General features: G+C 39.0%; 25 protein-coding genes and 1 pseudogene. 3 read left to right on the forward strand and 23 right to left on the reverse strand.

Annotated elements, in window-relative coordinates; genetic code table 11:
* The 9 genes and pseudogenes from prmA to gpr form a co-directional block, all read right to left on the reverse strand.
* Positions 1–945 carry a 50S ribosomal protein L11 methyltransferase gene (gene prmA / locus J4G36_RS05845; protein ID WP_210469107.1) on the reverse strand — a complete coding sequence of 315 codons (945 nt, stop codon included), beginning with the start codon at positions 943–945 and terminating at the stop codon, positions 1–3.
* A 15-nt stretch (positions 946–960) separates the two neighbouring features.
* Positions 961–2,079: a molecular chaperone DnaJ gene (gene dnaJ / locus J4G36_RS05850; protein WP_210469108.1), complete on the reverse strand. Its 1,119-nt coding sequence runs from the start codon at positions 2,077–2,079 to the stop codon at positions 961–963.
* Positions 2,080–2,217: 138 nt separating this feature from the next.
* The gene (dnaK, locus tag J4G36_RS05855) at positions 2,218–4,050 is read right to left on the reverse strand and encodes a molecular chaperone DnaK (protein WP_210469109.1); all 1,833 of its coding nucleotides are present in this window, start codon (positions 4,048–4,050) and stop codon (positions 2,218–2,220) included.
* A 43-nt stretch (positions 4,051–4,093) separates the two neighbouring features.
* On the reverse strand, positions 4,094–4,636 hold the full coding sequence (gene grpE, locus J4G36_RS18925) for a nucleotide exchange factor GrpE (protein ID WP_483315889.1): 543 nt from the start codon (positions 4,634–4,636) through the stop codon (positions 4,094–4,096).
* Positions 4,622–5,581: pseudogene (gene hrcA, locus J4G36_RS18930) on the reverse strand (heat-inducible transcriptional repressor HrcA); the annotation flags it as partial. The gene grpE and the pseudogene hrcA, both read right to left, overlap by 15 nt.
* A gap of 95 nt (positions 5,582–5,676) precedes the next feature.
* Positions 5,677–6,810, reverse strand: a complete 1,134-nt coding sequence (hemW, locus tag J4G36_RS05865) for a radical SAM family heme chaperone HemW (protein ID WP_210469111.1) — start codon at positions 6,808–6,810, stop codon at positions 5,677–5,679.
* Between the two features lie 70 nt (positions 6,811–6,880).
* Positions 6,881–8,704 carry a translation elongation factor 4 gene (lepA, locus tag J4G36_RS05870; RefSeq protein ID WP_210469112.1) on the reverse strand — a complete coding sequence of 608 codons (1,824 nt, stop codon included), beginning with the start codon at positions 8,702–8,704 and terminating at the stop codon, positions 6,881–6,883.
* 190 nt (positions 8,705–8,894) lie between these two features.
* Positions 8,895–9,752, reverse strand: coding sequence for a stage II sporulation protein P (gene spoIIP, locus J4G36_RS05875; protein ID WP_210469113.1), 858 nt, complete (start codon positions 9,750–9,752; stop codon positions 8,895–8,897).
* A gap of 50 nt (positions 9,753–9,802) precedes the next feature.
* Complete coding sequence (gpr, locus tag J4G36_RS05880; RefSeq protein ID WP_210469114.1) at positions 9,803–10,840, reverse strand: GPR endopeptidase; 1,038 nt, start codon at positions 10,838–10,840, stop codon at positions 9,803–9,805.
* Between the two features lie 217 nt (positions 10,841–11,057).
* Between gpr and rpsT the strand changes: the two genes are divergently transcribed.
* Complete coding sequence (rpsT, locus tag J4G36_RS05885; RefSeq protein WP_210469115.1) at positions 11,058–11,312, forward strand: 30S ribosomal protein S20; 255 nt, start codon at positions 11,058–11,060, stop codon at positions 11,310–11,312.
* A 53-nt stretch (positions 11,313–11,365) separates the two neighbouring features.
* Here rpsT and holA read toward each other — a convergent pair whose 3' ends face one another.
* The gene (gene holA / locus J4G36_RS05890) at positions 11,366–12,382 is read right to left on the reverse strand and encodes a DNA polymerase III subunit delta (RefSeq protein WP_210469116.1); all 1,017 of its coding nucleotides are present in this window, start codon (positions 12,380–12,382) and stop codon (positions 11,366–11,368) included.
* Between the two features lie 161 nt (positions 12,383–12,543).
* On the opposite strand from holA, the gene J4G36_RS05895 reads away from it, so the two are divergent.
* On the forward strand, positions 12,544–12,678 hold the full coding sequence (locus J4G36_RS05895) for a YqzM family protein (protein ID WP_172369321.1): 135 nt from the start codon (positions 12,544–12,546) through the stop codon (positions 12,676–12,678).
* A 55-nt stretch (positions 12,679–12,733) separates the two neighbouring features.
* On the opposite strand, the gene J4G36_RS05900 is transcribed toward J4G36_RS05895, so the two are convergent.
* The 11 genes from J4G36_RS05900 to J4G36_RS05950 all read right to left on the reverse strand — a co-directional run bounded on the left by J4G36_RS05900 (position 12,734) and on the right by J4G36_RS05950 (position 21,320).
* A complete protein-coding gene (locus tag J4G36_RS05900) occupies positions 12,734–14,845 on the reverse strand; it encodes a DNA internalization-related competence protein ComEC/Rec2 (protein WP_210469117.1) in 2,112 nt (703 codons plus the stop codon).
* A 173-nt stretch (positions 14,846–15,018) separates the two neighbouring features.
* Positions 15,019–15,582 (reverse strand): ComE operon protein 2, encoded by a 564-nt coding sequence (locus tag J4G36_RS05905; RefSeq protein WP_210469118.1) that lies wholly within the window; start codon positions 15,580–15,582, stop codon positions 15,019–15,021.
* A 41-nt stretch (positions 15,583–15,623) separates the two neighbouring features.
* Complete coding sequence (locus J4G36_RS05910; RefSeq protein WP_210469119.1) at positions 15,624–16,298, reverse strand: helix-hairpin-helix domain-containing protein; 675 nt, start codon at positions 16,296–16,298, stop codon at positions 15,624–15,626.
* 46 nt (positions 16,299–16,344) lie between these two features.
* Positions 16,345–17,085 (reverse strand): class I SAM-dependent DNA methyltransferase, encoded by a 741-nt coding sequence (locus J4G36_RS05915; protein ID WP_210469120.1) that lies wholly within the window; start codon positions 17,083–17,085, stop codon positions 16,345–16,347.
* Positions 17,082–17,429: a ribosome silencing factor gene (rsfS, locus tag J4G36_RS05920; RefSeq protein WP_210469121.1), complete on the reverse strand. Its 348-nt coding sequence runs from the start codon at positions 17,427–17,429 to the stop codon at positions 17,082–17,084. Before rsfS ends, J4G36_RS05915 begins: the two co-directional genes overlap by 4 nt.
* On the reverse strand, positions 17,429–18,001 hold the full coding sequence (yqeK, locus tag J4G36_RS05925) for a bis(5'-nucleosyl)-tetraphosphatase (symmetrical) YqeK (protein WP_210469122.1): 573 nt from the start codon (positions 17,999–18,001) through the stop codon (positions 17,429–17,431). Before yqeK ends, rsfS begins: the two co-directional genes overlap by 1 nt.
* Positions 17,976–18,560: a nicotinate-nucleotide adenylyltransferase gene (locus J4G36_RS05930; protein WP_210469123.1), complete on the reverse strand. Its 585-nt coding sequence runs from the start codon at positions 18,558–18,560 to the stop codon at positions 17,976–17,978. The genes yqeK and J4G36_RS05930 overlap by 26 nt, the downstream gene beginning before the upstream one ends.
* Before the next feature lie 12 nt (positions 18,561–18,572).
* Entirely contained in the window at positions 18,573–18,863 is a 291-nt protein-coding gene (yhbY, locus tag J4G36_RS05935) for a ribosome assembly RNA-binding protein YhbY (RefSeq protein WP_210469124.1), read from the reverse strand.
* Entirely contained in the window at positions 18,850–19,692 is an 843-nt protein-coding gene (gene aroE / locus J4G36_RS05940; protein ID WP_210469125.1) for a shikimate dehydrogenase, read from the reverse strand. The genes yhbY and aroE overlap by 14 nt, the downstream gene beginning before the upstream one ends.
* Positions 19,693–19,704: 12 nt before the next feature.
* On the reverse strand, positions 19,705–20,802 hold the full coding sequence (yqeH, locus tag J4G36_RS05945; protein ID WP_210469126.1) for a ribosome biogenesis GTPase YqeH: 1,098 nt from the start codon (positions 20,800–20,802) through the stop codon (positions 19,705–19,707).
* Positions 20,803–20,804: 2 nt separating this feature from the next.
* The gene (locus tag J4G36_RS05950; RefSeq protein WP_210470441.1) at positions 20,805–21,320 is read right to left on the reverse strand and encodes a YqeG family HAD IIIA-type phosphatase; all 516 of its coding nucleotides are present in this window, start codon (positions 21,318–21,320) and stop codon (positions 20,805–20,807) included.
* Between the two features lie 180 nt (positions 21,321–21,500).
* Here J4G36_RS05950 and sigK point away from each other — a divergent pair, with 180 nt between their 5' ends.
* Positions 21,501–22,202 carry an RNA polymerase sporulation sigma factor SigK gene (sigK, locus tag J4G36_RS05955; protein WP_210469127.1) on the forward strand — a complete coding sequence of 234 codons (702 nt, stop codon included), beginning with the start codon at positions 21,501–21,503 and terminating at the stop codon, positions 22,200–22,202.
* A 191-nt stretch (positions 22,203–22,393) separates the two neighbouring features.
* Here the strand turns inward: sigK and mtnN are convergent, their stop codons facing one another.
* Together mtnN and J4G36_RS05965 are read right to left on the reverse strand one after the other, a co-directional pair.
* Positions 22,394–23,086 carry a 5'-methylthioadenosine/S-adenosylhomocysteine nucleosidase gene (gene mtnN / locus J4G36_RS05960; RefSeq protein WP_210469128.1) on the reverse strand — a complete coding sequence of 231 codons (693 nt, stop codon included), beginning with the start codon at positions 23,084–23,086 and terminating at the stop codon, positions 22,394–22,396.
* A gap of 30 nt (positions 23,087–23,116) precedes the next feature.
* Positions 23,117–23,779 (reverse strand): YrrS family protein, encoded by a 663-nt coding sequence (locus J4G36_RS05965; protein ID WP_210469129.1) that lies wholly within the window; start codon positions 23,777–23,779, stop codon positions 23,117–23,119.
* Between the last annotated feature and the right edge of the window lie 36 nt (positions 23,780–23,815).

The raw sequence follows: 23,815 nt of genomic DNA on the forward strand, positions 1-23,815 counted from the left end.
TTACACACCCTTTTTCTTAGCAATAATTGCGACCCAGTCTTCCATTAAGACTGATTCTATTATTTCAAAACCTTTATTAACTAAATCATCTTTTACTTCGTCTCGTTTTTCTCCAATAATACCCGAAACAATAAAGAGACCGTCTTCTTGCAAGATTGAAGCAGCATCAGCTGAAAAGGACATGATAACGTCCGCCAAAATATTCGCTACGATCAGATTTGGTTTACTATCGACTTTTTCTAAAAGATTACCCTGTGTTACCTCGACTATTTTCTCAACTTTGTTCAATTCAATATTTTCCATTGCAGCTTTAACTGCCACATAATCTAAATCGAGCGCTTCAACTTTTTTTGCTCCAAGCATCGCAGCCGCAATTGATAATACACCTGATCCAGTCCCAACATCGATTACGATATCATCCGTTTTGATATATTTCTCTAAAGCTTGGATACATAAAACGGTTGTTGGATGCGTTCCTGTTCCAAAAGCCATACCAGGATCAAGTTCGATGATTAATTCGTCAGAGGCTACAGGATTATATTCTTCCCAAGTTGGAACAATTGTAAAACGGCCAGAAACTTTAACAGGATGGTAATATTTTTTCCATGCTGTCGCCCAGTCTTCATCGTCAACTTCTGATGTTTTAATTTCGTTACGTCCGACGTTTAGACCGAAACCTGGAAGTTCAGCAATAGATTGTTCGATTTCGCTCATCGTCTCGATCAAGAAACTATTAACAGGTAAATATGCTTTTACAATTACGCCATCCGCAGGGTAATCCTCTTTATCAAGTTCATAGATTTCTCCGAATTGATCCTCCCGAATTCGATCCGGCTCTTCCGAGTCCTCGATAATTACACCACTTGCCCCGGCTTCATGCAAAATATTCGCTACAGATTCCGTTGCTTCATGTGTTGTATGAACAGCTATTTCTGACCATTTCAAATTGTTTCATCTCCTTCATTCGCCTTTGATTGTTCGTTTAATTTTATCGAAAAGTGAACTAGAATATTCTTCTGGGCTATTGCCGCTAATTGCTGCAAATTCTCGCATTAATTCTTTTTGTTTTTCTGACATTTTTTTAGGCGTGACAACTTTTACAACAACATGTTGGTCACCAATACCGCGGCCATGAACATTTTTCACGCCTTTGCCTCTTAATCTAAATCTAGTTCCGGTTTGCGTTCCGGCTGGGATTTTTAAATTGACATCTCCATGAACAGTCGGCACTTGTATTTCATCGCCAAGTGCAGCTTGTGGATAGGATAACCCTAGTTCTAAATAGATGTCATCTTCATCACGAATAAATTTTTCATGCGCTTTTACGCGGAATACAATATACAAATCACCTGATGGTCCGCCATTTTCGCCTGGTTCCCCTTGCCCTGAAACACGCAATTGTTGACCATCATCCACACCTTCGGGAATTGAAACTTTAATCTTCTTCATTTTCTTTACTTTACCCGAACCGTGACATGTTGAACATTTTTCTGGAATGATTTTACCTGTACCTTCACAGTGATGACAGGCTCTACGATTAACCATTCTACCAAGTGGTGTGTCTTGGGTTATACTGATTTCACCAGTTCCGCTACAATGCGTACAGGTTTTCGCAGAAGTACCCTTTTTAGCACCTGATCCATTACAATTCCCGCATGTTTCTTCTTTCGGTATTTCAATTTCAGTTTCCTTACCGAATACAGCCTCCATGAAATCAATGGTCATCGTGTATTGCAAGTCATTACCTTTTCTTGGTGCATTCGGATCTCGTCGACGTGTATTACCTCCGAAAAACGAACTGAATATATCTTCAAATCCAAAACCGTCACCGCCAAAACCACCGCCGCCGAATCCTTGATTTGGACCCGCATGACCAAATTGATCATAATTCGCTTTTTTAGATTCATCACTTAAGGTTTCATATGCTTCGGTTGCTTCTTTGAACTTCTCTTCCGCATCTGCTGCTTTATTTAGGTCTGGGTGATACTTTTTTGATAACTTTCTATAAGCGCGTCTAATTTCATCTTTTGTCGCTGATTTCGAAACACCGAGCACTTCATAATAATCTCTCTTACTCATCATTTCACTCTCCCAAAAACATTTCCTGTTGCTATTGTAACATGCTTTTAAATTTATACGTAGACGAACAATTATCGATAAAAAATGAAAAAGTCAAAGCCGGAATATCGGACTTTGACTTTTCCGTCAACTAGTTAATTATTTTTTCTCGTCTTCATCTACTTCTTCGAAATCCGCATCAACGACATCGTCCTCTGCTTCTCCGGCACCTTCAGCGCCCTCGGCAGCTTGCGCTTCCGCTGCTGCTTGTTCATATAGTTTCATTGTTAGTTTTTGAACAATTTCTTCTAGTGCTGTTTTCTTAGTGCTAACGTCTTCGAAGTTATTTTCTTCTAAAGCTGTTTTCAACTCTGCAGAAGCATCTTCGATTTCTTTAGTTTCTTCTTCAGAAACTTTATCACCAAGATCTTTAACAGTTTTTTCAGCTTGGAAAATCAGCTGATCCGCTTCGTTTCTTAAGTCCGCTTCTTCTTTACGCTTTTTATCTGCTTCAGCATTTTCTTCTGCTTCTTTCACCATACGTTCGATATCTTCGTCCGAAAGTGAAGAGCTCGCTTGAATTGTAATGTTTTGTTCTTTTTGTGTACCGAGATCTTTCGCTTTAACGTTAACAATACCGTTTTTATCGATATCAAATGTAACTTCAATTTGTGGAACTCCGCGTTGTGCTGGTGGAATGTCTGTTAATTGGAAACGGCCAAGCGTTTTGTTGTCAGCAGCCATTGGACGCTCACCTTGTAGAACATGAATATCAACAGCTGGTTGGTTATCTGCAGCAGTCGAGAATACTTCAGATTTACTTGTTGGAATTGTTGTGTTGCGTTCAATCAGCTTCGTGAACACGTTACCCATTGTTTCAATACCAAGTGAAAGTGGCGTTACGTCTAGTAGAACAACGTCTGTCACGTCACCGCTTAGGATTGAACCTTGAACTGCAGCACCCATTGCGACAACTTCATCCGGGTTAACGCCTCTATATGCTTCTTTTCCTGTTTCTTTTTGAATCGCTTCTTGTACTGCTGGAATACGTGTTGATCCACCTACAAGAATTACACGGTCGATTTCAGATGCAGAGAGACCCGCGTCTTTCATTGCTTGACGTGTTGGAACCATTGAACGCTCTACTAGGTGACTTGTTAACTCATCAAATTTCGCACGTGACAGCGTAACTTCTAAGTGTAATGGACCAGCTTCTCCAGCTGTAATAAATGGTAATGAAATCTGAGCTGATGTTACACCTGAAAGATCTTTCTTCGCTTTTTCAGCGCCATCTTTCAAACGTTGCATCGCCATTTTGTCTTGAGAAAGATCAATGCCATTTTCTTTACGGAATTCTTGAACAAGATAATCGATGATTACATCGTCAAAATCGTCTCCGCCTAGTTTGTTATCTCCAGCTGTTGACAGTACTTGGAATACACCGTCTCCAAGCTCTAGAATAGAAACGTCAAATGTTCCACCACCGAGGTCATAAACTAGAATTGTTTGGTCTTCATCAGTTTTATCGAGTCCATAAGCAAGTGCAGCTGCAGTTGGCTCGTTAATGATACGTTCGACTTCTAGCCCAGCAATTCTACCCGCATCTTGTGTAGCTTGTCGCTGTGCATCACTAAAGTATGCTGGAACTGTAATAACTGCTTTTGTAACCTTTTCTCCAAGATATTCTTCTGCATAACCTTTCATATATTGAAGAATCATAGCAGAAACTTCTTGTGGCGTGTATTCAGTATCTTCAGCTTTTACTTTGAAATCCGAACCCATATGACGTTTTACGGACATGATTGTATTAGGATTTGTAATCGCTTGACGTTTTGCAACTTCCCCAACTTGTCTTTCACCATTTTTAAATGAAACAACTGATGGAGTCGTACGGTTACCTTCCGGATTTGGAATTACTTTCGGCTCTCCGCCTTCATATACTGCTACTACTGAGTTTGTTGTACCTAAGTCAATACCGATAATTTTACTCATAATCAATTTCCTCCTAGAATAATCACATAATAGTTATAATTAGTTATTCATTCACTTTAACCATCGAAGGTCTAAGCACTCGATCTTTTAGTATATAGCCTTTTTGCATTTCTTCAAGAACGACGCCCGATGGTTTATCTTCTTCATTTCCTGTCATAATTGCTTGATGATAGTTTGGATCAAATTCCTGGTCAACCGCTTCAATTTCAACCAAACCTTCTGATTTTAAAGCATCAACGAGTGACCTGTAAATCATATCCATTCCTTCCATCATCGTGCGCGCTTCATCTGATTTGGCTTCTACGGCAATAGCCCGCGAGAAGTTGTCAAGGACAGGTATTAAATTAGTTAAGACGTTTTGAGATTTATATTTTTGAAGAGCTTCTTTATCAAGTGTGGCTCTTCGTCTAAAGTTGTCATAATCAGCTAGTAATCGAAGATATTTGTTCTGTTCCTCTTCGATTTGTTCTTTTAATTGTTCAACTTCGTCTTTTTCCTCTTCGGGTGTCTCAACTTCTTCGTTGTCGGAAGATTCAACAACTTCTTCATTCTCTTCTATTACTTCTTCTGATCGTCCATAATCCATACGAGTCGGACCAACGATTGCAATTGATCCCTTCATTATTTCACCCGCTGAATATGTTGCTGTAATCACACTGAAATCGTCCATCGCATAATGGTTATTCTCGGAACCTATTCTGACGGCAATCCCTGTTCGGACATCATTAAAAAATGTCGCCCTTGGTGCTCCTTTTTCAATAAGATCCAAAAACATTTTCATTTTATGGACATCATTAAATTCAGGTTGAGTCATCATATTCATTTTTCCACCGAAATACAAACGTTCCTCAGGTGCGATTGCAATCGCTTCTTGAAAAGAAGCGTACAGTTCTCCCGCTTTATCAATATGGCGTTCAAGAATCATTTTCGTTTCTTGAACTAGTGTTTTTTGAAGATGAATTAGCGGCGTACCAATTAAACGTTCATTCAATATGTTGACCATTTTTTCAATATCCGAAGCTGTATAGCCTGTTGGGACATTAAATAAACGGTTTTCAACATGACCATTATCAGTCACTATAATAGCGACTGCGGTATCTTTGTCAAGCGGCACAATCGAAAATCGCTTTACGACATGCATTGACGAATCCGGGCCGAGTAATATGGAAGTATAATTCGTTAAATCGGAAAGAATTGTTGCAGATTTCCGTATTAACTCTTCGGTTTCCATTATTTTCTCTTGAAAAATAGAACGCAGCTGATTGCTATCTTCTCGATTTAGTTTTTCCTCTTTCAAAAGATGATCGACATAAAATCGATATCCTTTTTCAGATGGAACGCGGCCTGAAGATGTATGTGTTTTCTCAAGATACCCCAACTCTTCAAGATCAGCCATATCGTTACGAATTGTCGCTGAACTAAAAGGTGCCTCAGGTTTCTTAGAGAGTTGCCGAGAACCGACAGGCTGTGCGGATTTAATGAAATCGTCGACCGTCAGTCGTAAAATGAGTAACTGTCTGTTTGTCAACATGATCATCACTCCTGTTAGCACTCATCAAGAGAGAGTGCTAATACTACTCATAATTTATCAAAAGGAATTGTCGCTGTCAACGAATTGACTCGAAGTTACGCTAAAAATTGTTGAAATACTTCGTTGCCTCTAAAAACTCCGTTTCGAGTCAGTTGGACTCTATCGCCATTTACTTCGATCAATTCCTTATCTATTAGAGCTTGAATTGTTTCTCCGTAGACACTAGTTAAAGATTGTCCGAACTTTTCATGAAATAAGGCTGTTGAAATTCCGTCTGTCTTTCGTAAACCAAGGAACATTTCTTCTTCCATCGCTTCCACGGGGGTCACGATATGAGATTGTTGAATCGGCCGAATGCCATTACCTACCTGCTCCATATACCGCTTAATCGGACCAATATTGGAATACCGGTTTCCCGAAACGTAGCCATGTGCGCCAGCACCAATTCCTGCATATGTTTCATTTTCCCAATATAACAGATTATGTATCGATTCGTAGTCAGGTCGGGCAAAATTGCTAATCTCATACCGCATACGACCTTTGCTTTCCATATGTTCGATTAGCATTTCAAACATTACTGTTTCCATGTCTTCACCTGGCAAAGGTAATTTACCTTTGTTCATTAAATTATAAAATACGGTTTTTGGTTCAACGATTAATGAGTAACCCGAGTAATGCGGCAGCTCTAAATCTGTAGCCTTGTTTAACGTGTCTTCCCACTGTTCTCGCGTTTGGTTCGGCAATCCATAGATAAGATCAATACTAATGTTTGTGAAATCGGCTTTCCGTGCTTCATTCACTACACGGATTGCGTCATGCGGATCATGCGTTCTACCGATGGCTTTCAATAAATCTTCATCAAATGATTGGACGCCAATACTTAAACGATTGACGCCCCCATTTTTCAACACCAATAATTTGTCGAATGTCAACTCGTCAGGATTTGCTTCAGTAGAAAATTCTTTTAATGAAGAAACTTCGACGTACTCATTAATAATCGCCAGCAATCGATCTAATTGTTTCACAGACAATGACGTTGGTGTTCCGCCGCCAAGAAATACGGTTTCAACGTTAGCAAATGTAAAACCTTCTCTTTTCATTATGGCAAATTCCATGCCAATCGATTCAATATATTCATCGACCGGCTGGTTTTTGAAAAATACTTTATTAAAATCGCAGTAATGACATATCTGATGACAAAACGGGATGTGAATATAAATTCCTTTCATTTCGAACACTCCTTTCGCAACGGAAAAAAGGAGGCATCGACGCCCCCTTTAGTTTAGTAAACAGGTTACCTTAATCTTCGTCCATCTTCAAAACCGCCATGAATGCTTCTTGCGGAACTTCGACAGAACCTACTTGTTTCATGCGTTTTTTACCTTCTTTTTGTTTTTCAAGCAGCTTTCGTTTACGTGAGATGTCGCCACCGTAACATTTGGCAAGAACGTTTTTACCGATTGATTTGATGGTTGAACGTGCGATGATTTTTTGGCCAATTGCTGCCTGAACAGGAACTTCAAATTGTTGTCTAGGGATAAGTTCGCGTAGTTTTTCAACAATTGCTTTTCCACGCTCATATGAAAAATCATTATGAACGATAAAGCTCAGTGCATCAACCTGTTCCCCGTTCAGTAAAATATCCATTTTCGCAAGTTTCGATTGTTTATAACCAATCATTTCATAATCCAAAGATGCATACCCTCTTGTATTGGATTTTAATTGGTCGAAGAAATCAAATACAATTTCTGCAAGTGGAAGCTCATAAATTATATTGACACGAGATGAAGCTAAATAATCCATGGTAACAAAATTTCCTCTTTTACGTTGACAAAGCTCCATTACCGATCCTACATAATCTTCAGGAACCATTATTGATGCTTTAACGTACGGTTCTTCAACGTAGTCAATGACTTGAGCAGATGGCATCATTGCTGGGTTGTCTACTTTAAAATTGGTGCCATCAGTCTTAACGACATTGTAGATTACGCTAGGCGCAGTCGTGATTAAATCGATTTTGAATTCTCGTTCAATCCGTTCCTGAATGATTTCCATATGGAGTAGTCCTAGAAAACCGCAACGATAACCAAACCCGAGGGCTTGTGAAGTTTCAGGCTCGTACTCAAGTGCCGAGTCATTCAATTCTAGTTTTTCAAGAGCCTCTCGGAGGTCATTGTATTTAGATGTGTCAATTGGATATAAACCGCAAAACACCATTGGATTCATTCTTCGATAACCTGGCAGTGCTTCTGAAGCTGGATTCTCAACTTTTGTTATTGTATCTCCGACCTGGGTATCTCCGACATTTTTAATCGATGCTGAGAGAAAACCTACATCCCCTACATTTAATTCCTTTACTGGAGTCTCATGTGGTGTGAAAACTCCTGTTTCTAGAACTTCAAACTCTTTTCCAGTTGCCATCATCCGAACTTTTTCTCCTGGTTTAATCGAACCATCCAGTATTCGAATATATGCAATAACGCCTCTGTATTGATCATAATGCGAGTCGAAAATCAGTGCTTTTAATGGCGCATCAGGATTTCCTGTAGGTGCAGGTACTTTTTCTACAATTTGCTCTAATATATCCTCAATACCGATTCCTGACTTAGCTGATGCTAATACTGCTTCTGATGCATCTAGTCCGATAACGTCTTCAACTTCTTTTTTTACACGTTCTGGATCAGCGGCTGGTAAGTCGATTTTGTTGATGACGGGTAAAATTTCTAAATCATTATCTAACGCTAAATAAACGTTAGCCAATGTTTGCGCTTCAATACCCTGTGCAGCATCGACCACTAAAATTGCCCCTTCACATGCTGCCAAGCTTCTGGATACCTCATATGTAAAGTCGACATGTCCCGGCGTATCAATTAAATGGAATATGTACTCCTCGCCATCCTTAGCTAGGTACGTCAACTGTACTGCGTTCAATTTAATTGTAATTCCGCGTTCTCGTTCTAAATCCATCGAATCTAATGTTTGAGTTTTCAACTCTCTTGACGATACTGTGTTTGTTTTTTCTAATATTCGATCCGCTAGCGTAGACTTCCCATGGTCAATATGGGCGATAATTGAAAAGTTTCTAATGTTTTTTTGACGTGCTAGTCTTTGTTCTAAATTCATTAAGTTCACTCCTATTTCTGCTATTAGGATTATACCAGTGAACGGTGATTTGTTCAATTTTAGGACATTAATTTTTATAATATTATTTGAAAATTGGACATGAAAAAACCAATCAGACACGATTGTTTCTTTGATCGCGTATACCGCGGTCAAAAATCCAACAAGTCTAATTGGTTATATAATATATTATTTAATCTTGACTTTTGTCACTCGATAATATCGTAGCTATAGCCGAAGCAATCACAGCTACTGTGCGATTCAATTCCGCTTCACTATTTCCGATTCCACCTAGTTCAACGAGGACAATTGATGGATGTAAATCTTGATTGTATTTACCATCGACACCCGCCCCGCCTTTTGGAATGATACTTCGTGTGATTCCAGGAACCAGTTTTTCCATTTCATCCTTTATTTGTTGTGCTAACGCACGATTTTGTTTATGGTTCGGATGCTCCAACCCGACTACGAATGCCACTTTTGCATACTTTTCACCTTGATAAATTGCAGTTGTTTTATCCGCATCTACCGAATCCCTGTGCATATCAATAATTAAATCATAATCGACTTCTTTAATTTTTTCTTGAACGAATGGGCGGATTGATTTATACGCTTGACTAAAAGACATACCGCGTCTATTAAGTTCCGCCATATTATCAATGGGTAAAATATCAGTTTGTATTTCATTAACGGCGAGCTGGGTTTGTAGTTTTTCACCGAACTTGGCAATATTTTCTGATTGATGGGATACTGAAATCTTTCCGTTTTTCTCTTTAGTCACTGGCTTGTAAGCTTCGTGATTATGCGTAAAATAGACGAGTGCTTTCTTTTCTTTCTTTTCTTTCTTTTCTTTCTTTTCCTTCTTTTCCGCGGCTACAGTTTCTGGTCCTGGTTTATTTCCTTCAAAAACATTGGATGCATAAACGATAACAGGCTCGTTTATAAGCTTCGAAGTTTTTGTCGATTCACCGTTAGGGAGGAACTGTATAATTACCGGGAATAAGAATAAAAATAGAATAAGTGAGCTCCAAATCTTCAATGTTTTTTTCAAATTGCATCCCTCCGTTCTCCAACTATATGCTTTGGAAAACGAATCAATGCCTATTTTTTAATGCGTTTAACCCAACTAGATAATGAACCCGTTAGCGCATCGGCGTACATAGTTACCCAAGAGTCAATTTCTTTCGGCGAAATAAATGTTCTTAATTCATGGGTTGTTAAAACTTCTTCAAATAATTGTACACGATCTTCATGTGTCCATTCTGACCAGTCGCCGAATATCGGTCGCAATGTTGAGCGATCTGCGTCTTTATTTTCAGCATGTAACCACGGTGTAACAGATAGTCGTGATGAAGGGCTGTTTTCCTCTTCGATTTTCGAAGCTATATAGCCAAACATTCGATCGATTGCATCCGCTACCATTACGGGGCCGTCTACAACTGTCGGGATTCCAATTGCAATTACCGGTAACCCAAGGGTTTCCTTAGAAAGTTCCTTACGGCTATTTCCCACACCAGATCCCGGATGAATTCCTGTATCCGTCAATTGAATAGTTTTGCAAAGTCGCGACGAATCCCTGGCGGCAAGTGCATCAATGACAATCAGCAGACTCGGTTTAACCTCTTTCACGATTGCTTTTACAAAATCGGCCGTCTCTAACCCTGTCTGTACTGTAACGCCCGGAGCATAAACGTAGATTTCACTTCCATCCTCTGAATAATAATCAGGAACGATTTCCTGTAACTTATCAATCAATAAAGGCCCCACCGCATCGGGGGTAACATCTCGATTTCCCAATCCTATAAACAGAATTTTTCCTTTAACGATAGAAGGTTCATGTTTGAGTATATCGTCAAGTTTTTCAATTAATAAATCAGATAAGTTTTTTATCTCATCTACATCTTCAGTAGTTAGGGTTGGTACAGTTAAGGTAACGTATGTACCTTTTTTCTTTCCTATTCTTTTTTCACCTACATCATCCACTTTTACTTCCGTTATAATAATTCTTCCTTGTCGTGATTCATTAAAATCAATGCCATCAGCTTCTTTAAGTCGATTCGATTCCGATTCCGTTTGATGACGAACCATTTCTTCATTTTCAACGAGAAGATCTGTTCGATAATAATCAAGTTTACTCATTAAATCACCTCATTGTTAGTTTGTACGAAGTGTGTCGCAAATATTCTCTTCCATGAATTATTGGGTGTGAATTTAATGTTTTTAACTATGATGCTATATCATCAGATTTTTTTATTGCAATTTATCGCCCGATTTGTTAAAATTACTGATGTTATGGAAGAGGCTTCGATCTTATGAATGAATGCTTTTGCCCTACCTGAAATTGGAGGTGAATGATTTGCCAAACATTAAATCAGCAATTAAAAGCGTAAAACAAAACGCAAGTAAAAACGAACGTAACTCACATGCTAAAGCAACTATGCGTTCTGCTGTTCGTAAAGCTGAACTAGCAATTGAAAACAATGAAGAAAACACTACTGAAGTTGTAAGAAAAGCTATTAAACTAATGGACACTGCTGCACGTAAAGGCCTTATCCATAAAAATAATGCTTCACGCCAAAAAGCACGCCTTACAAAAAAAGCAGCACAGTAATCATATGAAAAAGACCGTCCTACAAACTGGACGGTCTTTTCTTATGCTTAATCCTAAACCCGTAAAGGATCCATTAAAAATAGTTCCAATACACGCTCTCGTCTTCCGCCTGTCGATTTTAACTTAAAGTCAATGACAGCAAGTTCTTTGATAATTGATAACAAACGATTCTCATTCGGTATATTTCTATTTTCCATCATCAGCTTGACACGGTAAGGGTGAACTTGCAGGGTTTTCGCAATTTGCTGTTGTTGGTATCCTTTTTTTCGTAATGATTGAACATGTATCATCAGCCGAATATGCCCGGCAATTAATGATGTTAACATGATGGGTTCTTCACCATTACGCAGTAAGTCATGGTAAATCGAAATGGTTTTTCCGATATTTCCCGACACATATGAATCTGTTAATCTAAAAACATCCATTTCAGGTGTTCTAGGAACTAGCATTTCAATTAGATCTTCCGTTATTTCGCCTGTCCCGCCCAAGTATGTCGTCATTTTGCTAATCTCTGCTGACAAGGCCAAAAGACTATCACCCGCCATATTAACGAGGCTGCCCGCTGTTTCAGAAGTAATCTGAACACCATTCACTTTAGCTTGGTGTTGTATCCAGGTTAATAAGTCTCTTCCTTGCAAACGGTTGGCTTCAATTACTGTTGCAGCTTTTCTCATTTTCTTTGTGATTCTTTTTCGGCCATCTAAGTTTTCAAATGGCGCTATAAAAACGACAGTTGCGGTTGGTGATGGATTATCAAGCCAATTTTCCAGCAATTCTATATTATGCTCTACCGCGTTTCTCTTTTTATCTTGTCCGCTTAAAAATGATGCATTGCTTGCGATTATCAATTTATGTTCTTGCAAAAAAGGCAATGTATCAGCTTCCTCAATAACCGTTTCCACTTCCGTTTCTTCGAGATCGAATCGGATAATTGAATTTTCATCGATATCCGGTATCGCTTTAGTTAATCGCTCAATTGTCGAATCAAAAATATGTTGTTCAATCCCCATAAGTAAATAGACTGGATCAACTTTTCCTGAAGCAATATTTTTCCATGTTGCATTTGCCATATTTTCACCTCTAGTAACTATGTAGTATCAGTATACATTATTATAAGTAGCTGTTTGAACAATTTGTGTCAATACCCAAGGATTGTTAGATAAAAGATGATTAACATAGATTTTTCCCACGGAATCAATTATACTATAAATGATATATGGGAGGTGTAGCAATGAATGAGTTTGAACATGATGTACAGTCAAAACGAAATGATTTCGTGGATTCGGCCGTTGGCTTTGTCGTAGCATTTGTAGCCTTCTCTGCTATTTTTGTTATTGCTACAGTTATTGACTTTATAGCAAGTTAATATGATCACGTGAAAAACGGACATGCTTTCCTTTTTGGAAATGCATGTCTGTTTTTTATTGCGATAAATTGACCGAATACCCACCATCTTTCACCGAAACAACAATCGAACCATTTTTGGCAATTTCTAAGACAGCAACATTATATTTTGAAAACGTATCAATTACACGAGAATGGGGATGTCCGTACATATTTTTTCGCCCCGAGGAAATAACGGCTAATTCAGGCCGTAAATAATCTATAAATTGATCCGAACTTGATGTTTTACTGCCATGGTGCCCTACCTTTAAAATTATCTCTCCAAAATCAACCCCCTTATACCTTCTTAAGAACTTGTCTTCCGATTCAACCTCCATATCACCGGTGAATAAAAACGACGGACCAGCAGTTCTCATTAATAAACCGAGTGAACTATTATTTCCGACATAATTACTTTTCGGTGGGTTGACATATTCAAAAACCACTTGATTCTCCGCCCATGAAATGCCTTCCAATACTTCAATGAAAGGTACATTATTTCTATCAGCTATACGATTTAGGTCCTCCATCTCAAGTTCTGTTTGGCTACCTGGAGATATATCAATTTCCCCGACACCGATTTCTTCAAGCAATTCATCAGCACCTTCCATATGATCCGCATGTGCATGGGAGATAATTAGTTTATCAATTTTTGCAATTCCGCGCCCCCTTAAATAAGGAACCACAATTTGACGCCCCACTTCAAACTGAGTGCCCGGCGTTTTCCAGTTAGCTTCCCCAAATGCAACTGATCCTCCGGTATCAATTACATAAACAGCGCGTCTGTATGGCAGTTCAATGACGATGCTATCCCCTTGCCCGACATCTAGATAGGTTACACGTAGCGTGCTATCAAAATATGGCAGGAAGTGAATTAGAAGTGCAGGAACTAGGACATATACCATAGAACGAAAAAAGTTCTTACCAGCTTCATACCGTATAAAAAATAAGAACACGCCAAAGACAGCAAAAATACTTTCAATTGCTTTAGGCTTACCAGGTGTCCACATTTGATATGGGATTGATGCAATCCAACTAGTCAATAGGTTTATAATCTCCCTGATAGGTACGTAAAAGGAAAACAAGAAATGCGCAATTACAGGGAAAAAAGCAGTCGTAATCAGCAAAATAATATTCATCGGTAAAATAATTATCGAGTAGAGCGGAACATAAAACAGATTTACAATAAATGATGATAAGGATAGTTCATGGAAATGAAACAACAAAACCGGATAAAGAGATAATTGACTAATTAAAGTGACAAAAAACGTTACCTTTATCGCGGATTTCATTTTGGAGAGAATTGTTGAAGATAAAACGAGTGAAAATGCCGCCAAATAGGATAATTGGAAGCCGGGTTGAAAAAGAATATAGGGTTCATATAAAATAAAAAAAATTGCACTTAATGCGATAGCATTATCCAGTCTTACTTTTACACGACCAAAAGTTGTCATTAAGATAAAAACAGTTACAGATACTGCACGCCACACTGAAGGCGCGCCTCCCGCCAATATTGCATAAATCGGAAGTAAAAATACCAGTAACAAATCCAGAGATTCTCTGCGTACTTTTAAGCGCAATAAAAGTTCCCGCATCATGAAAGTTAATAATCCGACATGAAGACCGGAAATAGCAAACAAATGCGTAATACCAAGGCGTCTTAATATCGCACCCTCATCATCTGTCATCCCAGATCGATCCCCGATCAACAGAGCTTCTGCTTCATTAATCAGGGATTCTGGAAATGTCTTTTGAATATGCTCCTTAACTGTACGTCTGTGAGCAGCCAAACGAGAAAAAATCGTGTCCTTAACTTTAGATTGTAAAATGGCATCCGATTCGAAAATTCCAGTTGCACCATACATTCTTAGATATTTATCCATACTAAAAGAATACGCATGTGAAGGAATATCAGACTTAATATATTCGCCTGTCAATGTAAATTGAACAGATGGTAAATTAAGCTTTTTAAAATTATCTTTTTCGTCTTCTGTATCAAATCGGTAAATTGCATAGACTGAATTTCCCTGTTTGGTTTTAGCAAATCCTTTTATGGAACCGCCATCAATTTTTGCATTGTCAGACCACGTCAGTGTTTCCGTTTCAATTCCGCTATCAATAACCACGGGTAGTGTCGCTGAAATATACATATATGAAAAAAAAGCAGCTATAACTGCGAGGATAGGTGTGAGGAAATCTTCTCTTCTACGAAAAAAGATTGGGAGAAATATAACGTTAATGAACAAAAGATAAACCGAGCCGTATGCCGCAAACGCGGATACGGCAACCGGTATGGCAACATAAATAAATCGTATTCGAAAGATTAATTCCCGAATAGTTCATCCACCCGCTTCTGTAAGGGCATCAAGTCTTTTTCATCTGCTCCCAGATCATTTAAGGATTTTAGCATATCGTTAATTAAATTAATTTTGGCGTCGCCCGAAAAATCTATTTTTGTTTCATCGAAAGGGATATGATGAACTAAAACGCCCGCCTGTTCAAATAATTTAATCGCATACTCATGATTTCGATAATCCGCTGCATAATACACATTTTTAACACCAGCTTGGATAATTGCTTTCGAACATTGCAAACATGGAAAATGAGTGACATACAAGGTCGAATCGGCGGCTGGTATACCATATTTTGAACATTGTAGCAGCGCATTCATTTCTGCATGAATGGTCCGAATACAATGATTTTCAACAACATAGCACCCATGATCAATACAATGATCGCCTCCGGATATTGAACCATTATAACCACCCGCAATTATTCGATTATCTCTAACAATTATTGCGCCGACTGCGAGCCTGGTGCATGTACTTCTTAATGCTAAAAGATGACACTGGGCCATAAAAAACTGATCCCACGTAATTCGCTCCATATGAATGCCTCCGAAAATAGTATTAGTAAACTCCTGATTTTTCAGTCAACTGTTATTTGGTGTTCGAGTTTTTCGAATGTCTTTTGTCCGATACCCGAAACATCCATAATTGATTCTAGTGAAATAAATGGCCCATGCTCTTCTCGATAATTAATAATAGCCGAAGCTTTCGCTGGACCGATTCCATTAATCGTCACCAATAAACTTTCATCTGCTGTATTTATGTTTATTAAATTGTTATCATTTTGCGGATTTTGCTGCAAAACTAAACTCATTGCAGCATCTACCAGTTCTTCACCTACCAGAGGTACATAAACAAGTAGTTCATCTGTTAGTTTCATAGCGTGATTTAACAAACGAGAGTCAGCGTCAGGTAAATAACCGCCTGCCGCAGTTATCGCATCGATAAGTCGATCTCCTTCATCCATTGTGTAGACACCCGGATGCCGAACTGCACCTTTGACATCAACCATAATAACGGCAGGCACTTTAACTATTGTTTCATTCACTTCTTTGTTTTCTACTTCGTTTAATTCTTTTAAAGGATTTGGATTTGAATCGCTCAAGACAAGTTGTCCATTGTCTGCTTGCCCATGGGGGATGAGCAAAAAAGCGACGATTACAGCGATTGCTGCCATAGGGAATAGAAACTTGCGCCAATTATCGGATACAAATGATAGAAACAGCACTTTCACCCTTTCTAGTAAGGTATCCATATGGAGTCAATTCTACTATATATGAAAATCCTCCATTTTAAAAGAGTTATTTACGAACTTGGAAGAATATTCTTTCACTATCAAAATTCGGGGGCAAATCTTCCCAATCTGAAAAAATTCGTTCAATTGAAAAGCCCACTTCACTTAACATATCGACATATTCCAGAACAGAAAAAGTCCTTTGGTAATGGATTTCATCAAATCGCTTATATAAATCATTTTCAGTACGAACAAAAAAAGCTAACTCCGAATACACGGAATGAGGGTCATCCCCAGCTTCAGTATGCCAAATATATGAAATGCGCTTATTATCAAAGATAAAGGGACTTTCCATAAAAATTACATCCATTTTATATGTTGAATGAACATCGAATAATAATACCCCACCCACTGCTAGCGAGTTGTAAATATTTCTAAATGTTTGGCGTACATCTTCTTCTTCAACAACATAATTTAATGAGTCAATCGCAATAATTGCTATATCAAAATCCGTGAAACCAGTAAGTTGTTGCATTGGTTGTTGGTCAAATGTTACTGGTAGATTCAATGACTTCGCTCTATCCGTTGCGATACTTAACATATCAGGCGAAAGATCGACCCCAGTTACGAGGCCATCTAATTTTGCTAATTTCACTGATAATAACCCTGTTCCACACCCGACATCTAAAATTTTCTTGCCCGCTATCCCATTAGCGGCAAGATCAATTAATTCCACGTATGTATCGTATGGGATTTCGGACATGAGTTCATCATAAACGGAGGCAAACTCCGCGTATGACCGATTCATAAAGCATTTGCCATATCAATCTTCGGCGCATCTCCCCAAAGTTTTTCTAGATTGTAATGGTCGCGTTCATCTTTATGGAAAACATGGACAACAACATCGCCAAGATCAGCCAATACCCATCTCCCTGTTTCAAACCCTTCCATTCGTCTGATTGGAAACCCTTCCTTTGTTGCTTGGTCTATAACTTCTCTTGCAATAGCTTGAACTTGTCTTTCAGAATTCGCATGGCAAATAATAAAATGGTCAGCCATAACTGAAACACCTTCCATATTTAATACGACAATATCCAATGCTTTTTTATCATCTGCAGCCTTATATGCTGTTGTTAACAATGTAGTAGTCATTAGTTCACGATTCCTCTCTTCATAACATGCTCATTATAACAGTCAATTGAATCTGGAAATACAGGGACTCCTTTTGTGACAAGGAATTGCACTGACTGTTGTATGCAAGCTCCCATTGCCTCATCAAGACTATTTGTTGCTAATTCCTGTAACTGCACGACACCCGGGAAATTCCGTCCCGGTTCTGTCATATCTGCTACGTATATAATCTTTTCTACTTTTGACATCCCTGCCCTACCAGTAGTATGGTATTTAACTGCATTTAATACTTCTGTATCTGTTACATTAAATTCTCTTTCCGCGATTATAGCACCTACGGACGCATGCCATAGTTCATGGTGGTATAAAAACAACCGTTCATCCACATTATTTTCTATCATCAATCTGTGAAGAGATGTTGAGTCCATACATTTTGCTATGTCATGCAATAATGCGGCAAGTTCTGATTGTTCTACGGAAACATCATGAAGTGTCGCTAAACGTTTTGCAGTTTCAGTAACCCTGATTACATGGTTGTACCGATCAGTTGACAATCGCTTTGAAAGTTCAGTTCTCAACCGCGCTAGAACCATACAAGCCCTCCTCACGTATAAAAGATTCCACATTGGGAGGGGTCAAAAACTTTACCGTTCCGCCTTCCGCTAATCTTGCCCGCAGGAACGTCGACGACAAATCAATTTCCGGGATGGAAACAAACTTTACAGGATACGGTGTTTCTCCCAGTGACCCTGGTCTATTCACACCGATAAAAGTTACGAGTTGAACAAGTTCATCTATTTTATGCCAAGTCGGAAGCAAGTCAACCATATCAGCACCAATGATGAAAAAGAAATCAGCTTCTGGCTCCATCTCTTTTAATGCAGATATCGTATCGTAGGAATATGATACGCCACCTTTTTCAACTTCAACCGATGAAGCCATAAGCCCCTCAGCACCCTCTGTCGCGAGCTCCACCATGCGCAGGCGCTGATGGGCTGTTACGTCCTTGTCAGCCGCCTTATGTGGAGGCGAGGCTGTCGGTATTAAGCGAACTTCATCTAAGTCGAGCGCATACTTAATTTCATTTGCAATGATTAAATGGCCAATATGGGGAGGATTAAAAGTGCCCCCTAAAATTCCGATTCGTTTCAACTAGAATCCCCCTTACGGAAGTTCGATTCTTTTTTTCTCAATTGATTCTTTATATAAAACAATAATATTGCCAATCACTTGAACAACATGCATTCCATCTTGTTCTGAAAGTTTTTGTGCAATTTCATTTTTATCTTCGCCACAGTTTTGTAGGATATTAACTTTGATTAATTCTTTCGCTTCTAATGCTTCTTCTATTTGTTCAATAACGGATTGCGTTAAACCATTCTTCCCAATTTGGAATAAGGGTTGTAATTGGTTTGCCTCGCTCCGCAAAAATCTTTTTTGTTTACCTGTTAACATAAGTACCTCCAAGTGTATCTGTAATTTTTTCATTCATTTCTTTTGTATTTGGACGAATACCCGTCCACTTTTCAAATGCAAGTGCGCCTTGATGAACAAACATTCCGGTGCCATTAAGTAAAGATGCGCCTCTTTTCTCAGCTTCTGAGAGAAACTCGGTTTTGAGTGGATTATAAATAATATCGGCAACGACTGAACCAGAAGCAATATTTCCGAGGTTTAATGGCACGCCTTTTTGCGCAAAGTTCATACCGACTGAAGTTGTCTGGATAATCAAACGATAAGTCGATAATGATCTTTCTGCTTCCGCTATTTCAAGGGCTTTTGCTTTTGGTATTTCGTTGCATAAATTTAGGGCTTTTTCTAACGTTCTATTGGTAAAAGTAATTGGCCCATAACCGGCTTTATGAAGGGCATAACTAATTCCACGTGCTGCCCCACCCGCACCGATTATTAACACTTCGCTCCCTTTACAGCGCTCCCCATACAATTCTTCAAGTGACCGCACAAACCCGAGTCCATCCGTATTTGAACCACGCAGTAAACCGTTTGGAAGCACTTCTACTGTATTGACTGCATTCATTTGTTTAGCAAACGGATCGATTTCATCTAAATATTGGATAATCGAACTTTTATGCGGGACGGTCACATTCCACCCACTGCACCCTAGACATTTTAAACTATGAACCGCTTTTTCAAGTTTTTCTTCATTAACATGGATTGGAATGTAAGTTGCCGCCAACTCATTTTTTTCAAACCATTCATCATGCATACTTGGCGACATCGATTGACCGATTGGATCGCCAATTACAGCGTACCACTTCTTCATTATTAGCCCCCCTTAGATGAGTGATGGTCGGAGAACTACATCTACGCCTCTAGGAACGTGAATCGCGATAACGCCAGGTCGTTGAAGGGTAATCCAGCCAAGACCCGATATCACAATATCCGTTTTCGAATTTTTAATAGAAAATTCATGTCGAACAAATGGCGGAAGCTTTTCCAGCGATTTTTCCGATGGCGGGGTTAACATAACACCCACATGTTTTTCATACAATGCGTCTGCATTAGATAATTTCGTCCGGTGAATCTCAATATCATTCGAAACATAAACCATAAACGATGAGCGTTCTCCTGATATGAAGTCGAAACGAGCTAACCCGCCAAGAAACAATGTTTGCTCCGCATTCAGTTGAAACACTTTCGGTTTAAGTTCTTTTTTAGGCGTAATTGCTTTCAAATCTTTTTCGTCAAGATAATGAGCGATTTGGTGATCATTAATAACGCCCGGCGTATCATAAATTGCTCGACCATCTTCGAACGGAATTTCTACAAGATCAAGCGTCGTTCCAGGAAAATGTGATGTCGTGATCACATTGCCGATACCGGTTTCACCTTTTATAATTCGATTAATGAAAGTCGACTTTCCAGTATTCGTGCATCCGACCACATAGACATCTTTCCCTTTCCGGATAGAGTCAATTGCCGCTAGAGCCTCTTCCATCCCTTGACCTTTAAAGGCTGATACAAGCAGTACGTCGACTGGTTTCAAACCAAGTTTAGACGCTTCCGCTTTCATCCAATTAATCACTCGATTAGGGTTAATCGATTTAGGCAATAAATCCACTTTGTTACCGATTAACAAAATATCCTTATTACCGACAAAGCGGTGAAGGCCTGAAATCCAACTACCATTGAAGTCGAAGATATCAACAATTTTAACGACGATCCCTTTTTTCTGCCCTATGCCATTCAAGATATTTAAGAAATCATCGCCAGTCAATGAAACGGGCTGAAGCTCATTATAATTCCGAAGACGGAAACAACGTCGGCATACCAATTCTTCGTTTGATAATGAACTTGCTGGCGCATAACCTTCTTTTTCAGCATTTTCAGTTTGAATTGTAATGCCGCAACCAATACATTTAATGTCGTCCACAGTTATTCCTCCCAAGTAATAAGACCGCGGCGCTTTAGGCCTGCCATAATTCTTCTTTCAATCATGCGGTTAAACTTCGTAAAAAATGCATCTGAAGTTGCAACAGGCACGACTAGTATCGTATGTAATCCTTTACGATTCCCTCCGAGTATATCAGTTAAAAGTTGATCTCCGATGACAACGGTTTCTTCTTTTTCGATTCCCATAAGTTTACGGGCTTTCACGAACGATTTCACAAGTGGTTTTCGCGCATCAAAAACGAAAGGAACACCTAAAGGATCCGAAAAAACTTTCACTCGACCTTCATTATTATTTGAAACAATTGTAACTTGTATGCCAGCATCCTGCATCCCTTTTAACCATTCGATTACTTCAGGAGTTGCATCAGGACGATCCCATTCTACAAGCGTATTATCTAAATCTGTAATAATTCCTTTAATACCCTTTTCAACCAACTTTTCAGGCTTTATATGGAAAACATCTTTCACGAACTCATCTGGTAAAAAGCGTTTATACAACCTATTCACTCCGATTCAAAACTAGATTCTAAAAAATATTATAACATAACAACCTTAGGATATTGAATTGTTCTGACCTATAAAAAAGGACATACTGTAGCGCCTGTCCGACTAAAAAATCAATCATTAGTCATAACCCGACCGCATATGCTGTCATACAACGACACAGGAGGTGGCCCGATGAGCGGGTTTGTATTGTCGATTGTTCAGCTGTGGCTTGAAATTCCTGCAGTGCTCGGCTATATCCGAGGGCAAGCGTTTAAACGCCCCCTATCTAAAGAGGAAGAAACTGCATGTCTAGCAAGGTTCGCGGAAGGAGACTTCGATGCAAGGGATGAGCTTATTGAACGTAATATGCGTTTAGTGGCACATATCGTTAAGAAGTTTCATCCAAAACATGAACTACTGGATGATTACATTTCAATTGGAACAATCGGCCTAATGAAAGCGGTAAATACATTTACACCAGACCGAAAAACAAAACTAGCAACTTATGCAGCCCGTTGTATCGAAAACGAAATATTAATGTACCTTCGCACACAAAAAAAAGTACAAAAAGACGTTTCGCTTTTTGAACCAATCGGCGGGGATAATGATGGTCAATCATTACAAATTGCTGATTTACTTCAAACCGACGATGAGTCTCCAATCGATACTGTCGAGCAGAACGAACGAAAAGAAAGGCTTTATAAACATCTTGGAAAACTTGACGGCAGAGAGTTAGAAATAATTCAACGCCGATATGGTCTTTTGGATGACAAGCCAATGACTCAAAAAGCAATCGCCGAGCAACTCGACATTTCACGTAGCTATGTTTCCAGAATTGAAAAGCGCGCAATCGTAAAGTTATATCAGTTGTTTAAACACGAATACAACGAGTAATTAAAGAGGCGTTTCCGTTTGGGAGTATTATCCTAAACGGAAACGCCTCTTTCTACTGATTACTCAGTTCCGATTTCACGTAAAATAACAACAGATACAATTACTGCAAACATAAAAACACCAGCCATTAGAAAAAACATACTGAGATCCCTCCCTAAAACATTCACTACCTATATATTATCATGAAGTGCTCAAAGATTCGAGATTACCCGTAAAATTACTTGTGTTGAATGAAGCGCTGCAACCGGTAGAAATTCTTCGAAACTCATTGTCGCTTCCTTCCCCGCTATATCAGACAACGCGCGGATGACAACGAACGGCGTCTCGAACTGATAACACACTTGCGCAACCGCGGCCGCCTCCATCTCTGCAGCTATAATCTGCGGAAATAGATTTCGAACTTTTTCTACATGATCCGGATTACTCATAAAGGTGTCGCTTGAAGCAATAAGCCCTATCGCATGTTCATGTTGTCCTATTTCTTCTACGGCTGCAACAGCGAGTTTCACAAGTTTTTCATCTCCAACAAAAGCTGCTGGCAATTGAGCTACCTGTCCATATTCATAACCGAATGCAGTCAAATCTACGTCGTGATGTCTGACCTCACTTGATATAACAATGGTTCCGACTTCAAGTGTCTCCCCAAAACCGCCTGCCGATCCGGTATTTAACACAACATCTGGCCTAAACTTTTCTAAAAGAATTGTCGTTGCCATTGCAGCGTTCACTTTCCCGATGCCGCTTTTCACTAAAATCACTTCATGATTCCCGATTGCGCCTTTAATATATTCAATATTCGCAATCACTGTTGTTTGTGGCGATGAGATAGCTTCTCTTAATAATTCAACTTCCTCTTCCATTGCCCCGATAACTGCAATTTTCATCAATAAACCTCCACCATTACAAATAATAAATTAATAATCAAAATCAAGCGTATTAAGGACATCCATTTTGACGGGTTTCCAACCTTTTTCGTCAATCCATTCTAAATACACTCTGTATTTTTCGACTTTATCCTTTGTAGAAACAATTCCAATCGACTTCTGCGGACTTCCGCCATTTTTGATTTTCCAAATAATTAGTGCATCTTCTGCTAAGTCTGTTGCATATGAAATTGCAGAGATTTTTTCCTGCCAATCCACGGACTTACCGTCATATAGTGATACATGTTCACCAGTTTGTTTGGTGCCAATCGGTTCCCATCCAGTTTTAATGATTGATTCATTTACAACTGCATCGTCTGGCGACTCATATTTAACAACCCCTGGATTCTTTTCTTCATCAGTTTCTGTTGATTCATCTGGTTCATCCGTTTCGTCTTCAGCACCAGAATCATCGTCACTTGCCGCGTCATTATTATCCGTTCCCTGGGCATCATCGTCATCGCTTTGTTCTTCATTCGCGTCTGGTAATTTTTCATCCGCTTTATTTTTATTGTCTCCACCCAAAAATATGATTGACGCCGTAATGATAATTGCGAGAACAACAACAGCAATTAATATGTTTAAAATCTTATCTGATCGATTGCGTCCTCTTTTACGGTTTAGTCTAGAGTAATTATTATCGGGTTTATTCATAACTTTTCATCTCCCGTTTTTAATTTTATTGCTTCT

Source organism: Sporosarcina sp. 6E9 (assembly GCF_017921835.1).
Classification (GTDB): Bacteria; Bacillota; Bacilli; order Bacillales_A; family Planococcaceae; genus Sporosarcina.